The organism is Agromyces sp. CF514, from assembly GCF_900113185.1.
Taxonomy (GTDB): Bacteria; Actinomycetota; Actinomycetes; order Actinomycetales; family Microbacteriaceae; genus Agromyces.
In genome coordinates, this window is the sequence record NZ_FOZD01000003.1 from 94,836 (window position 1) to 109,306 (window position 14,471).

General features: G+C 70.7%; 13 protein-coding genes. 10 read left to right on the plus strand and 3 right to left on the minus strand.

The genetic code is table 11. The features are described 5' to 3' along the window. Nucleotides 1-29: 29 nt before the first annotated feature. The 8 genes from BM342_RS18510 (at nt 30) to BM342_RS18545 (ending at nt 8,317) form a co-directional block, all read left to right on the plus strand. Complete coding sequence (locus BM342_RS18510; protein WP_092969030.1) at nt 30-1,046, plus strand: TIGR03842 family LLM class F420-dependent oxidoreductase; 1,017 nt, start codon at nt 30-32, stop codon at nt 1,044-1,046. 149 nt (nt 1,047-1,195) lie between these two features. Further along, nucleotides 1,196-2,035 carry an ABC transporter permease gene (locus BM342_RS18515; protein WP_255368953.1) on the plus strand — a complete coding sequence of 280 codons (840 nt, stop codon included), beginning with the start codon at nt 1,196-1,198 and terminating at the stop codon, nt 2,033-2,035. Then, nucleotides 2,032-2,961 carry an ABC transporter ATP-binding protein gene (locus BM342_RS18520; protein WP_092969034.1) on the plus strand — a complete coding sequence of 310 codons (930 nt, stop codon included), beginning with the start codon at nt 2,032-2,034 and terminating at the stop codon, nt 2,959-2,961. The genes BM342_RS18515 and BM342_RS18520 overlap by 4 nt, the downstream gene beginning before the upstream one ends. Then, nucleotides 2,961-3,803: an ABC transporter permease gene (locus BM342_RS18525; protein ID WP_092969036.1), complete on the plus strand. Its 843-nt coding sequence runs from the start codon at nt 2,961-2,963 to the stop codon at nt 3,801-3,803. Before BM342_RS18520 ends, BM342_RS18525 begins: the two co-directional genes overlap by 1 nt. A gap of 19 nt (nt 3,804-3,822) precedes the next feature. After that, nucleotides 3,823-4,971: an ABC transporter substrate-binding protein gene (locus BM342_RS18530; RefSeq protein WP_092969038.1), complete on the plus strand. Its 1,149-nt coding sequence runs from the start codon at nt 3,823-3,825 to the stop codon at nt 4,969-4,971. A 115-nt stretch (nt 4,972-5,086) separates the two neighbouring features. Next, on the plus strand, nt 5,087-6,403 hold the full coding sequence (locus BM342_RS18535) for an aspartate aminotransferase family protein (protein WP_092969040.1): 1,317 nt from the start codon (nt 5,087-5,089) through the stop codon (nt 6,401-6,403). Nucleotides 6,404-6,405: 2 nt separating this feature from the next. Then, nucleotides 6,406-7,902, plus strand: a complete 1,497-nt coding sequence (locus BM342_RS18540) for a CoA-acylating methylmalonate-semialdehyde dehydrogenase (protein WP_092969042.1) — start codon at nt 6,406-6,408, stop codon at nt 7,900-7,902. 52 nt (nt 7,903-7,954) lie between these two features. Then, entirely contained in the window at nt 7,955-8,317 is a 363-nt protein-coding gene (locus BM342_RS18545) for a cupin domain-containing protein (RefSeq protein ID WP_092969044.1), read from the plus strand. A gap of 23 nt (nt 8,318-8,340) precedes the next feature. Here BM342_RS18545 and BM342_RS18550 read toward each other — a convergent pair whose 3' ends face one another. Further along, nucleotides 8,341-9,126, minus strand: a complete 786-nt coding sequence (locus BM342_RS18550) for an enoyl-CoA hydratase/isomerase family protein (RefSeq protein WP_092969045.1) — start codon at nt 9,124-9,126, stop codon at nt 8,341-8,343. 232 nt (nt 9,127-9,358) lie between these two features. Here BM342_RS18550 and BM342_RS18555 point away from each other — a divergent pair, with 232 nt between their 5' ends. After that, nucleotides 9,359-9,817, plus strand: a complete 459-nt coding sequence (locus BM342_RS18555; RefSeq protein ID WP_092969047.1) for a DUF6325 family protein — start codon at nt 9,359-9,361, stop codon at nt 9,815-9,817. Between the two features lie 51 nt (nt 9,818-9,868). Here the strand turns inward: BM342_RS18555 and BM342_RS18560 are convergent, their stop codons facing one another. After that, nucleotides 9,869-12,730, minus strand: coding sequence for a winged helix-turn-helix domain-containing protein (locus BM342_RS18560; protein ID WP_143109937.1), 2,862 nt, complete (start codon nt 12,728-12,730; stop codon nt 9,869-9,871). Nucleotides 12,731-12,997: 267 nt separating this feature from the next. Here BM342_RS18560 and BM342_RS18565 point away from each other — a divergent pair, with 267 nt between their 5' ends. Then, complete coding sequence (locus BM342_RS18565) at nt 12,998-13,390, plus strand: SHOCT domain-containing protein (protein WP_092969051.1); 393 nt, start codon at nt 12,998-13,000, stop codon at nt 13,388-13,390. Between the two features lie 89 nt (nt 13,391-13,479). Here BM342_RS18565 and BM342_RS18570 read toward each other — a convergent pair whose 3' ends face one another. Then, on the minus strand, nt 13,480-14,424 hold the full coding sequence (locus tag BM342_RS18570) for a LysR family transcriptional regulator (RefSeq protein WP_092969053.1): 945 nt from the start codon (nt 14,422-14,424) through the stop codon (nt 13,480-13,482). Nucleotides 14,425-14,471 lie beyond the last annotated feature (47 nt).

Sequence of the window (14,471 nt, forward strand, 5' to 3'; positions counted from 1 at the left end):
CGCCCGCCCGCCATCGAACGGAGCCCCCCATGGATTTCGGCGTCGTCCTGCAGACCAACCCGCCCGCCTCACGCACCGTGCACCTCGCCAAGCTCGCCGAGCAGTACGGGTTCAGCACCGCCTGGACCTTCGACTCGCACCTGCTCTGGCAGGAGCCGTACGTCATCTACAGCCAGATCCTGGCCGAGACGCACCGCATCAAGGTGGGGCCGTTCGTCACCAACCCGGCCACCCGCGACTGGACCGTGACGGCGTCGATCTTCGCGACGCTCAACGAGATGTACGGCAACCGCACGATCTGCGGCATCGGCCGCGGCGACTCGGCCGTGCGCGTCACGAACGGCAAGCCCGTGACGATGAGCGAGCTGCGCGAGTCGATCCACGTGATCCGCGAGCTCGCGAACTCGCGCAGCGTCGAGTACAAGGGTTCGCAGCTGCAGTTCCCGTGGTCGAAGGGCTCGGAGCTCGAGGTCTGGGTCGCCGCCTACGGCCCGATGGCGCTCAAGCTCACGGGCGAGGTCGGCGACGGCTTCATCCTGCAGCTCGCCGACGTCGACATCGCCGCCTGGATGATCAAGACCGTCCGCGACGCGGCCGAGGCCGCAGGCCGCGACCCGATGTCGATCAAGTTCTGCGTCGCCGCCCCGATGTACATCGGCGACGACTGGAGCCACATGCGCGACCAGACCCGGTGGTTCGGCGGCATGGTCGGCAACCACGTCGCCGACATCGTCGCGAAGTACGGAGCGCACGGCACGGTGCCCGACGCGCTCACCGACTACATCCGCGGGCGGGAGGGCTACGACTACAACTCCCACGGGCAGGCCTCGAACGACCACGTCGACTTCGTGCCAGACGAGATCGTCGAGCGCTTCTGCGTGCTGGGATCGGCAGACCAGCACATCCAGAAGCTCAAGCAGCTCGCCGAGCTCGGCGTCGACCAGTTCGCCGGCTACCTCCAGCACGACAATAAAGAGGAGACGCTGCGGGTCTACGGCGAGACCGTGATCCCGGCGCTCTCCGAGCACATCACGGCCAAGGCATGACCGGGACCGCCGATCGAGTAGCGCCCGCCGAAGGTGGCCGCGTATCGAGATCCGACGACGGGTCTCGATACGGCGCTGGCGCGCCTACTCGACCGACGACGGGCAGGAGCTCCCTCACGCGCCGTCGGCTCGCCGCGGTCGGCTGGGGCGTGCTCGGGGTGCTGCTGCTCGTCGTGCTCTGGGAGGGTTACAAGCTGCTCGCCCCGACCGACGGCGTGCTGATCGGCGAGACCCGGGTGCTGCCGCGCACGACCGACCTCGCGATGCCGCACGTGTGGGACATGCTCGGGCGGCTCGCCGAACCCGTGACGCGCTCGCCGTCCGCCCAGCCGCTGTGGCTCGTGATCGCGCTCGGTGCGCTCACGACGCTCGGCATCGCCGCAGCGGGCTGGCTCGTCGGCGTGGTCGTCGGCATCGGGCTCGCGCTCGTGATGCAGCGGTGGCGGCTCGCCGAATGGGGCCTGTTCCCCTGGATCGTGCTCAGCCAGACCGTGCCGCTCATCGCGTTCGCCCCGATCGTGAAGAGCTGGGGGTCGCGCGTCGAGATCGGCTCGTTCGAGTGGCAGGACTGGATGTCGGTCGCGCTCATCGCCAGCTACCTCGCGTTCTTCCCGATCGCGATCGGGGCGCTGAAGGGCCTCCAGTCGCCCGACCGCATCCACGAGGAGCTCATGCAGACCTACGCGGCGGGCTACTGGCCGACGCTGTGGAAGCTGCGGTTCCCGGCGGCCGTGCCCTACCTGCTGCCCGCGCTGCGGCTCGGCGCCGCCAACGCCGTCATCGGCGCCGTCGTCGCCGAGGTCTCGACCGGCCTGCAGGGCGGCATCGGCCGCCTGCTCATCCAGTTCGCCGGACAGGCCTCCGGCGACCCCGCGAAGGCGTGGGCGCCCATCTTCGGCGCCATCGTGCTCGGGCTCGTGGCAGCCGGCTCGGTCGCCCTGCTCGGCGTGATCCTCAAGAACTACCGACGAACGGAGGAAGCCGCATGAGTGCTCCCGAGAACGCAGCCGCCCCCGACGACGCAGCCGCTCCCGAGACCCCCGTCGCGGCATCCGTCGCCCCGTCTGCGGCAGCCGCCGAATCCGCCGTGCGCGTGGTCGGCGTCGACAAGGTGTTCGAGACGCGCAGCGGAACGGTGCACGCGCTCGAGGGCATCGACCTGTCGATCGCGCCGGGCGAGTTCGTCTCGCTCATCGGCCCGAGCGGATGCGGCAAGTCGACGCTCATGCGCCTGATCGCCGACCTCGACGCGCCGACCTCCGGTGCGATCACGGTGTTCGGCAAGACGCCCGCGCAGGCGCGCCTCGACCAGGAGTACGGCATCGCGTTCCAGCAGGCAGGGTTGCTGCCGTGGCGCACGGTCGCCGCGAACGTCGCCCTGCCGCTCGAACTGCACGGCGTGGCATCCGGCGCACGCAGGGCCAAGGTCGAGGAGCTGCTCGACATGGTGGGGCTCGCCGACTTCGCCGACCGCTACCCAGACCAGCTCTCGGGCGGGATGCAGCAGCGCGTCGCGATCGCCCGCTCGCTCGCCGAGCAGCCGCGGCTGCTGCTCATGGACGAGCCGTTCGGCGCCCTCGACGAGATGACCCGCGAGAAGATGCAGTCCGACCTCGTGCGCATCTCGGCCGAGACGGGTGCCGCCGTCGTGTTCGTGACGCACTCCATCCCCGAGGCGGTGTTCCTCAGCGACCGCGTGGTCGTGATGTCGCCGCGGCCCGGCCGCATCCGCGAGATCGTGCCCATGCGGCTCGGCTCGTCCGAACCGACTCGTGGCACGGATGCCTCGGCGCGCGCCGCACGCACCGAGGGCCTGCGCGAGGACCGCTCGTTCTTCGAGATGGTCACGGCCGTGCGCGAGGCGCTGCACGGCGCCCCGGTCGCCACGGGTGCGCGCGGAGTGGAGACGCGCTGATGATGAGTCCGCGCACCGAGACGACGCTGCGCATCGTCGCGCCGATCACGGTCGGCGTGCTCGTGCTGGGCATCTGGCAGTTCCTGGTCAGCGTCGTCGGCGTCTCGGACTACCTGCTGCCGAGCCCGGCGTCGATCGTCGACGAGATCGTCGCGTCGTGGGACTCGATCGTGTCGGCCACGATCATCACGGGCACCAACGCGCTCATCGGCCTCATCGTGGGTTCGCTGCTCGGCGTGGCCCTGGCCTCGCTCGCCGCGCGCTGGCGGTCGGTCGACCAGATGAGCGCCCCGGTGATCGCCTCGCTCGCCGTCGTACCGATCGTGGCGCTCGCGCCCGTGCTGAACTCGATGTTCGGTGCCGACAGCCAGTTCGGCCGGCAGGCGATCGCCGCGATCGCGTCGTTCGTGCCGGTCTTCATCAACACGCTGCGCGGGTTCCGCCAGACGACGCCCGTGCACCGAGAACTCATGCGCGCCTACGCAGCGACCCCCGCGCAGGTGCTGCGAACGCTCACGCTGCCGACCGCGAGACCGTTCATCCTCACGGGCATCCGCATCGCCTCCTCGCTGGCCGTGATCTCGGCCCTCGTCGCCGAGTACTTCGGCGGACCGCGCGGCGGCCTCGGCAGCCTGATCTCGACGTCGGCCGCGTCGAGCGCGTACGCCAGGGCGTGGGCGTACGTCGTGGCATCCATCGCCCTCGGCCTGCTCTTCTACCTCGCGACGCTCGCGCTCGAGCGACTCGTGCTCAGGACCCCCACCCAGCGCACCACCGACCGCACCACCGGAACCCGCACCACCAGCACCAGCACCAGCACCGAGACCAGCACCACCCATTGAGATCCAGGGAAGGACTGACATGAAGCACAGCACACGCCGCGGACTCGCGGCCGGAGCGTTCGCCGTCACGGCCGCGTTCCTCCTCGCAGCCTGCTCGTCGGGCGACAGCGGCGACTCCGGCGGAGGCGACTCCGGCGAGCTCACCTCCGTGAAGCTGCAGCTCCAGTGGCTGCCGCAGGGCCAGTTCGCCGGGTACTTCGCGGCCGTCGACCAGGGCTTCTTCGAGGACGAGGGCCTCGACGTCGAGATCATCCCGTCGGGCGGTGACATCGTTCCCCAGGACGCGCTCGCCAACGGCGACGTCGACTACGCGATCGCGTGGGTGCCCAAGGTGCTCGGCTCGATCGAGCAGGGCGCGAACCTGACCGACATCGCCCAGATCTTCCAGCGCTCGGGCACCCTGCAGGTGTCGTGGGCCGACTCGGGCATCGACTCGGTCGCCGACTTCGAGGGCAAGAAGATCGGCTCGTGGGGCTTCGGCAACGAGTGGGAGATCTTCGCGGCCATGGCCGCTGAGGGCCTCGACGCCTCGACCGTGCAGATCATCACGCAGGACTTCAACATGAACGCGTTCCTGCAGGGCGACATCGACGCGGCCCAGGCCATGACCTACAACGAGTACGCGCAGCTGCTCGAGACCGTGAACCCCGACACGGGCGAGCTCTACCAGCCCGAGGACTTCAACGTCATCTCGTACGAGGACACCGAGGGCGCCATGCTCCAGGACGCGATCTGGGCCGACACGGAGCGCCTCGAGAGCGACAGCGAGTACGCGGACACGACGGTCAAGTTCCTCAAGGCCGTCATCAAGGGCTGGGCGTTCGCCGCGGCCAACCCGCAGGACGCCGCCGACATCACGATCGCGGCCGGCTCCGGTTGGGGTCCGAGCCACGAGCTCTGGATGGTCAACGAGACGAACAAGCTCATCTGGCCGTCCGACCAGGGCATCGGCGTCATCGACGAGACCGCGTGGGACAAGACCGTCGCGGGCGCGCTCGCCGCGGTGAACGAGACCGGCGCCCACCTCATCACCGAGGAGCCGCCGGCCAGCGCCTGGTCGAACGAGTACATCGAGAAGGCGCTCTCGGAGCTCGAGGGCGAAGACCTCGACCTCACGGGCGCCGACTGGAAGCCCATCGACGTCACCCTCGAAGAGGGCGGCAACTAGCAGAGCGGATGCCGCGGCGCCGGCGCACCCGGTCGGCGCCGCGGCATCCATCCATCCGTTCATCACCGGACGTTCCGCCACCGGACGTTCCATCCGCGGAAAGGCAGTGAAGCCCATGACCGAGAACGACGACCTCGACGCGATCGCGCGCGAGCTCGACCGCGAGCACGTCTTCCACTCCTGGTCGGCGCAGGCCCAGCCATCGTCGCTCGTCGTCGCGAGCGGGCGCGGATGCCGCGTCTGGGATCACGCCGGCCGCGAATACCTCGACTTCTCGAGCCAGCTCGTGAACGTCAACATCGGCCACCAGCATCCGACCGTGGTGGAGGCGATCCGCGAGCAGGCCGAACTGCTCACCACGATCGCGCCGTCGACCGTGAACCTCGCGCGCGGCGAGGCCGCGAAGCGCATCGTCGCCCGCGCGCCCGACGGGTTCCGCAAGGTGTTCTTCACGAACGGCGGCGCCGATGCCAACGAGAACGCGATCCGCATGGCGCGACTGCACACGGGCCGCGACAAGGTGCTCTCGACGTATCGGTCGTACCACGGCAACACAGGTGCGGCGATCGTCTCGACGGGCGACTGGCGTCGCATCCCGAACGAGTTCGCGCGCGGACACGTGCACTTCTTCGGGCCCTACCTGTACCGCTCCGAGTTCTGGGCGACGACGCCCGAGCAGGAGTCCGAGCGCGCCCTGCAGCACCTGCGCCGCGTGATCGAGTCCGAGGGGCCGTCGTCGATCGCCGCGGTGCTCCTCGAGTCGATCCCGGGCACCGCGGGCATCATGCTCCCGCCGCCCGGCTACCTGGCGGGCGTGCGCGAACTGTGCGACGCCCACGGCATCCTGTTGATCCTCGACGAGGTCATGGCCGGCTTCGGCCGCACCGGGCGCTGGTTCGCATTCGACGGCTACGACGTGCGGCCCGACCTCATCACCTTCGCGAAGGGCGTGAACTCTGGGTACATCCCGACGGGCGGCGTGATCATCTCCGACCCGATCGCCAAGACGTTCGACGAGCGGGTGTTCCCGGGCGGACTCACCTACTCGGGGCATCCGCTCGCGATGGCGTCGATCGTCGCGACGCTCGACGCGATGCAGGCCGAGGGCGTCGTCGAGAACGCGCGAGCCGTCGGCGAGACCGCGATCGGGCCCGCGCTCGCCGGGCTGGCCGAGAAGCACGAGGTCATCGGCGAGGTGCGCGGCGAGGGCGTGTTCTGGGCGATGGAACTCGTCGCCGACCGCACCACACGCGAGCCGCTCGCCGCCGCCGACATGGGCCGGCTGAAGGCCGGGATGGTCGAGCGCGGGCTGCTGCCGTTCGTGCAGGACAACCGCATCCACGTGGTGCCGCCGTGCGTGGTCACCGCAGACGAGGTCGCCGAGGCCGTCGCGATCTACGACGAGGTGCTGAGCACCGTAGGGGAGAACTGATCATGAGCATCACCACCATCGACCACTGGATCGGCGGCGCGCCCGCCACGGGCGATTCCGACCGGACGGGCCCCGTCTACAACCCGGCGCTCGGCGTCGAGCAGAAGCGCGTGCGCCTCGCCTCGACCGAAGACGTCGACACGGCCGTCGAAGCCGCCGCGCGCGCGTTCCCGGCCTGGCGCGACACGTCGATCGCGAAGCGCCAGCAGGTCATGTTCGCGTTCCGCGAGCTGCTGAACGCCCGTTCGGGCGACCTCGCCGCGATCCTCACGAGCGAGCACGGCAAGGTCACCTCCGACGCCGCGGGCGAGATCGCGCGCGGGCTCGAGGTCGTCGAGCTCGCGTGCGCGATGCCCGGGTACACGAAGGGCGAGTACTCCGAGAACGTCTCGACCGGGGTCGACGTCTACACGCTCAAGCAGCCGGTCGGCGTCGTGGGCATCATCAGCCCCTTCAACTTCCCGGCCATGGTGCCGCTCTGGTTCTTCCCGCTCGCGATCGCGGCCGGCAACACGGTCGTGCTGAAGCCGTCCGAGAAGGATCCCTCCGCGGCCGTCTGGATGGCCGAGCTCATGCAGGAGGCCGGCGTGCCCGACGGCGTGCTGAACGTCGTGCACGGCGACAAGGTCGCGGTCGACGCGCTGCTCGAGCACCCGACCGTGCGTTCGATCTCGTTCGTCGGCTCGACGCCGATCGCGCACTACATCTACTCGACGGCCTCGGCGAACGGCAAGCGCGTGCAGGCGCTCGGCGGCGCGAAGAACCACATGCTCGTGCTGCCAGACGCCGACCTCGACCTCGCCGCCGACGCCGCCGTGAACGCGGGCTTCGGCTCTGCCGGCGAGCGATGCATGGCGGTCTCGGTCGTGCTCGCGGTCGACTCGGTCGCCGACGAGCTGGTCGCGAAGGTGAGCGAGCGGATGTCGCGGCTCACGACCGGCGACGGCACGCGCGGCTGCGACATGGGCCCCCTGATCACGCGCGAGCACCGCGACAAGGTCGCGGGCTACCTCGACGTCGCGGTCGACGACGGGGCGACCCTCGTGGTCGACGGCCGCGACCCCGAGGTCGACGGCGCGGCAGACGGATTCTGGCTCGGGCCGACCCTCATCGACCGCGTGCCGACGTCGTCGGTCGTGTACCGCGACGAGATCTTCGGCCCGGTGCTCTCGATCGTGCGCGTCGACGGCTACGAGCAGGGCCTCGAGATCATCAACGGCTCGCCCTACGGCAACGGCACGGCGATCTTCACGAACGACGGCGGGGCGGCGCGGCGGTTCCAGCGCGAGGTCACGGTCGGCATGATCGGCATCAACGTGCCGATCCCGGTGCCCGTGGCGTACCACTCGTTCGGCGGCTGGAAGGACTCGCTGTTCGGCGACGCCAAGGCGTACGGCCCCAAGGGGTTCGACTTCTTCCTCCAGGAGAAGGCGGTCACGTCGCGCTGGCTCGACCCGAGCCACGGCGGGCTGAACCTGGGCTTCCCGCAGCACGACTGACCCGATCGCCGATCGCGTGCGGTCGGCTTGCCCTCCGTGGCAGGCTGACCGCATGACCGACGACGTCCGCAATATCGCCGCAGCGCTCGACCGCATCACCGAGCCGTGGCAGCCCCACCGGTTGGCGAGCATCAACGACTACGACGTGAAGGTCGTCAGGCTCGACGGCGAGTTCGTCTGGCACAGCCACCCCGAGACCGACGAGCTGTTCCTGGTGCGCAGCGGACGCCTGACGATCCAGCTCCGCGACCGCGATGTCGAACTCGGCCCCGATGACGTGTTCGTCGTGCCCGCGGGCGTCGAGCACTGCCCGCTCGCGCACGGCGAGGTGACGGCTCTGCTCATCGAGCCGAAGGGCAGCGTCAACACCGGCGACGTCGGAGGCGACCGCACCTCGCAGCTGCGCGAGCTCTGACGAGCGCGCCGCACGGGGCGGACTCAGGCGCGCGAGCTGCGGCCCGCGAACGCGGCGACCCTGGCGGATGCCTCGGGACTGTCGAACGCCGCCCCGATCGTCCGCGCCTCATCGTCGAGCGCCTCCTGGAACGAGCGATCGAGCCCCGAGCGCACGAGGCGCTTGGCCTGTCCGAACGCCGCCGAGGCTCCCGAGAGCCAGACGTCCGCGATCTGCTCGGCGCGGCCGGCGAGCTCGTCGGGCGTCACGACCTCGGCGACGAGGCCCCAGTCGAGTGCCTCCTGCGCGCTCAGCGTGCGGGAGGTGAGCGTGAGCTCGAGCGCGCGTCGCGTGCCGATGGCCTCGGGCAGCAGGGTGCTGACGCCGCAGTCCGGTGTGAGCCCGATGTCCGCGTACCGGCTGGCGAAGCTCGCCCGGTCGCTCGCGACGATCACGTCGGCGACGAGCATGAACCCGAGGCCGCCGCCCGCGACGGGGCCCTGCACGGCGGCGACGATCGGCTTGGCGCTCTCGCGCAGCATCCGATGCCCGGCGTGGATCGCGTCGGCGAGCTCGGTGACGACCTGCCCGGCCGAGGCGCCGTCGCCGCCGAGCTCCGACATGGCCCGCACGTCGCCTCCCGCGCAGAACGCGCGTCCGACGGCGTCGAAGAGCACGGCGCGGATGTCGTCGCGAGCCGCGATCTCGCCCGCGTACCGGTGCCACAGGGCGATGGCCTCGGGGCCGACCGCGTTCAGGCGTTCGGGACGGTTGAGGGTGAGGTGCGCGAGTCCGTCGTGCACGCTGAAGAGGATGGCGTCGTCGCTCATGGTCGGGGAGTCTAGCCCGGTCGTGCCGACGACCGAAGGCGGTTGTCGATGTCCGACTACCGGCGCCCCACAAGGGCGCGCAGCCCTGATCCGGAGCCGACGGAGGCCGGCGACCAAGACCGCCGACGGCGAATCATCCTGATCGGGTGACGCGCCCGGGCGGCGTCGCGAGGAACCATGGGCCACGGTGCGGACTCGCATCGTTCGGATCGCGACACGGGGGATGGTTGAGATGGCCGAATACGAACTGGAAGACCTCGGACCGGTCGATTACCTGGTCATCGAGTTTCCCGCGGGCCATCAGACCTTCGCGGGCGAGATCGCGGCGGAACTCGCGAAGCTCGTCGACGCGGGAACCATCCGGCTCGTCGACGCGGTCGTGCTGGCGAAGGGTGACGACGGCGTCGTGGCGGCCGTGGAGCTCGCGGACGCCGGCGACCTCAGCCCGCTCGTCCAGCTCGAGGCGGACCTGGCCGAGCTGCTCGCGGCCGATGAGGTGATCCAGCTCGCCGACTCGATGACCCCGGGCAGCGTCGCGGCCGTCATCGTGTACGAGAACGTGTGGGCGGGACCGTTCGCGGCCTCGGTCCGACGAGCCGGGGGACAGCTCGTCGCAACCGGGCGGATCCCGATCCAGGCGATCATCGCCTCGATCGAGGCCGATGCGTCCGCCGCCGAGGCCGATGCGTGACGTGTCGCTGAGACCGTCAGGAGTCTGCAGGCTCTAGCCGCCCCTGCGCGTTCATCGGACGTGCGGGGGCTCATCGAGGGGGCGGAGGGGGCGATGGGGCCTGAGAGGTTCGACATCCTGGTTCGAGGCGAGCTGGGGCAGATGATCACCGATGAGCTCGTCGGCTTCGAGGTGATCGATCGGGCCGGCGGCACGACGAGGCTGCGCGGCGAGGTGCCCGATCAGGCGCGGCTGCTCGGGCTGCTCGACCTGCTGCGCGGCCTGAACGTCGAGATCGAGGCGGTCACGCACCTTGACGACCGGCGCGACTGAGGCCGGAGCCAGGATCCCGAGGTCGCGCGCCCTGGTGATCGCGGCGCTCCTGCCGCTCACGCCGAGCTTGCGGTAGATGTGCGCGGTGTGCGACTTCATCGTGTTGATCGACACGAAGCACCGCTCGGCGAGCTCGGCCGTGGTCGAGTGGTCGGGCAGGTAGCCGAGGATCTCGAGTTCGCGCTCGGTGAGCGGCTCCGCGAGCCTGTGGTTGGCATCGACGAGGGCGCGCTGCGGCGATCGCGCGATGATCGTGCCGGCCAGGTCGCCCCGCGCCGGCGCGAGTTCCGCCACAAGGTCGAGCACGACCCGGTCCGACTCGAGGAACACCGCCACGAGGCCGTCCGACTCGGCCAGGTCGAGTGCCGCCCCGACGAGGTCGAGTGCGCTCGGCCGTGACCCTCGGGCCGCGGCGAGCCAGGCGCGGAGGATGAGGCGCTGGACGGCGAGGCGAGGCTGCCCGGCGATGCCCGCGTCGACGGGTTCGGAGAGCAGGTGCTCGGCGGTCTCCGGCCGCCCGAGTGCGAGCGCGGCCGCGGCCGCCTCCTGCACGACCGATGCGGTCGAACGGATGCCCCGGCGACCCACGGACTGCAGCCGCAGCGCCTGCTCCGGCAGGCCGCTGCGACGCAGCACGCTCATGCGGACCGCGATGAGCCGCTCGTAGACCGATGGCGCCGGGGCGGCCGCGGCCTGCGTGGAGAGGTCCGTGAGCTCGAGCGCATCCTCGTACCGCCCCTCGAGTGCGGCGACGAGCGCCGCGAGGGCGCGTGCGATCCATGTCGTCTGCGTCCGGCTGTTCGCCTTCGCACTGACCGCACCGACGCCGAGCGGGTGGGTCGCGTCATCCGCTCGGCCGTGCTCGTAGGCCGCCTGCGCCTGGGCGAGGTAGGCGTCGGCCATGGCCGGATGCGCGAGCAGGGCGGCGACGTTCGCGGTCTCGACCGCCTCGGCGGCGAGCAGCTCGGCGTCGACGGTCCGCCCCGTCCACGAGTGGAGCAGGGCGAGCGAGCCGAGGAGCCCGACGCGGAAGGGCGGGTAGGCCACGCCCTCGGTGGCGAGTCCCCGGTCGATCCACGCCTCGGCTCCGACGAGGTCGCCGAGGAGGAAGAGCGAACGTCCCGCCGAGGCCGTCGCGAGCGTGCGCAACAGGGCGGGGGTGGTGAGGTGCATGAGGTCGGGCACGGGGAACCCCATCGGGTCGGCGAGTCCGTCGAGTGCGCGCTCCGCCGCCCGGAGCGTCTCGCCGGGCCTCGCGCTCCACTGCGCGGTCGCCGAGATCCACGTGTCGGCGATCACGCGCTCGCCGCGGGTGGCACGTGGATCGCTCGCCACGCTTCGGAGCGTCTCGACCGCGAGGACCGACTCGCCCTGCATGCCCACGAGGATGCCCAACTCGAGCTGCACGTCGAGACGTCGCGCGCGGACGTGCTCGGGGACGGCGGTGATCCAGCCGATCACGGTGTGCATCTCGCCGCGCTCGAAGACCTCGCTCCCGCGGGTCATGATCGCGTCGAGCGCGCGATCCCAGTCGCCTGCGCGGAGGAGGTACTCGACGGCGGGCGCGAGCTCGCCCCGCGAGAGGTGGAAGTCCGCGGCCCGACCGAGCAGGCGGCGCTCCTTGTCGGCGTCCTCGGCGCGCAGCCGGTAGCGGAGCAGGTCGCGGAACAGCTGGTGGAACCTCACCCGGTCGAGATGCGGGTCGATCGCCACGAGGAACATCGACTCGTGCTCGAGCCGCTCGAAGAGCTCCCGGGCATCGGAGCGTTCGAGCACGTGGTCGACGAGGTCGGCCGACATCGTGTCGAGCGGCGCCATCCGGAGCAGGAGCATCCGCCGGTCGCCCGGCAGTGCGTCGAGCACCTCCTCGGTGAGGTATTCGGCGATGAGCCGATCGCTCCCGTTCAGGTCCGAGACGAAGTCCGCCGCCGGCGACTGGAACCTCAGCGTCAGTCCCGCGAGCTGCAGGCCGGCGGCCCAGCCCTCGGTGCGCGTCACGATCGCGTCCACGGTGGCGGGCACGAGCTGGCGGCGGGCGATCCCCGCGAGCAGCTTCGAGGACTCCTCCCTCGTCATGGCGAGGTCGGCCTGCCGGAGCTCGACGAGCCGGTTGCGCAGCCGCAGCCTGCTCCACGCGATCGGCGGATCGACTCGCGTCGAGATCACGAGGTGCGCATTCGGCGGCAGCGAGGCGGCGAGGCGACCGATGTCGGCCATGAGCGCGTCGTTCGAGAGGCGGTACAGGTCATCGAGCACGATGACCACCGGCGGGGCCGACGCGAGTGCTCCGGCGAGGCGGTCGAGCAGGTGACCGCCGAGTCCTCCCGCGCTCAGCGCCGACAGGCGGTCGAGCCCGCCGACCTCTGCGCCGGCCTCGGCGAGCGCGGCGATGAGACGTCGGGAGAACCGCATCGGGTCGTCGTCCTCGCGTTCGACGTCGAGCCAGGCCACGCCGTGGTCGCGCATCGAGTCGATCCATTGCTGCAGCAGCACGGTCTTGCCGGCGCCCGCCTGGGCGATGACCATCGTCACGGGCAGTTCGAGGGCCTCGTCCAGCCTGCGCAGCAGCGTCGGGCGCTCGATGAGGTACTTCGATGACACGCGTTCGCGCATTCGTCCAGCCCACCCGCCGACCGCGTCCGCTCTCACCCAGCAGACGAGTGGCGGTCGACCCTCGGTCAGTATGCCACCGGCTCGAGCGGACGCGGATGCCGCCGCGCCCCCGATCCGCGGTGCGCGCAACGGTTCGGTCGGCGGGTCACGGAACCCCCGGAGTCATCCGTTCAGGGTGATGTGCGCGGGCGGCACCGACAATACCGTCGTGCACACGCGGGCGTGACGAGCATGCCCGGATGGAAAGGGACCATCGTGAACCTCTGGGAATTCCTCGTCTGGCTGTTCTGGTTCTACGTGCTCATCGCATGCATCTGGATCTTCATCACGGTGATCATCGACATCTTCCGTGACCCCACGCTGAACGGGTGGGCCAAGGCGCTCTGGGTGGTGTTCCTGGTCTTCCTCCCGTTCCTCGCCGCGTTCATCTACCTCATCGCGCGCGGGCGCAGCATGGGCGAACGGCGCCTCGCCGAGGCGCAGGCGGCTCGGGCCCAGAGCGACGAGTACATCAGGACGGTCGCGGGGTCGTCTTCGTCGTCGTCCGCCGCGTCCGAGATCGAGGCGGGCAAGAAGCTCCTCGACTCGGGAACGATCACGCAGGCCGAGTTCGACACGCTGAAGGCGAAGGCCCTGCAGGGCGCCTGATCCCGAGGGGCGGGCGGTGCGCGACCTTCCGAACTGCGGATGCCGCGTGCCGCCGGCCCCGACCCGGCCGCCGTCGGTCGTCGCCCGGGTCAGCCGGTCGGGCCGCCGCCGCCGCGCGACGGGTGGGCGTACGACTGCTCGAGCCGGGAGGCGCGGGCGCTCAGCACCTCGAGCACCGTGCGCACGGCCAGCCGCTCGGCGACATCGGGCCGCACGAGCGCGACGATCTGACGGGCCGACGTGACGCCGCGGATCGGCTTCAGCAGCACGCCCTCGGGCACCGCGCCGGACGTGTAGCGCGGAACGAACGCGACGCCCTGTCCGGCCGCGATGAACGCCTCGATGATGCGCATGTCGCTGAACTTCTGCGAGACGGTGACGCGCTTGCCGCCCTGCTCCTCGATGGCGTGCAGGATGCGTTCGAACGGGAACCCCGACGGCACGCCGAGCCATGTCTCGTCGACGAGATCGGCGCTCGTGACGTGCGAGCGCGCGGCGAGGCGATGGTCGCTCGGGATACCGACGTCGAGCGGCTCGGTGAGCAGGGGAACGACCTTGAGGCCGCGGCCTCCCCACGGAAGCTCGCCCGGCATGGAGTGCGCGAGGACGATGTCGTAGTCGGACGTGAGGTCGGGGAATCCCGCGAGCTCGGGGTCGAGGTCGGTGCAGCGCACCACGAGGCCCGCGACGCTCGTGAGGTCGGTGAGCACGCCGGGCAGCAGGCTCGCGCCGATCGTCGGGAACGTCAGCAGCGTCACCTCGCCGCTCGGGTGGTTGCGGAACTCGTCCCAGAGGGCGGTCGCGCGTTCGAGGGCGACCGCGACCTCGACGGCACTGCGGGCGAGGGCGTGCCCGGCGCTCGTGAGCACGAGGCCGCGCCCGCTGCGTTCCGTGAGCGGCATGCCGGCCTCGCGTTCGAGCACCTTCAGCTGTTGCGAGACCGCCGACGGGGTGCGACCCGTCGCTTCGGCGACCGCCGTCACGCTGCCGCGCTCCGAGAGTTCCCGGAGCAGGTCGAGTCGATTCACGTCCATGTAGCCAGACTACATATTCATTGCAGCTCTGTGAGCTTGTGCTGAAT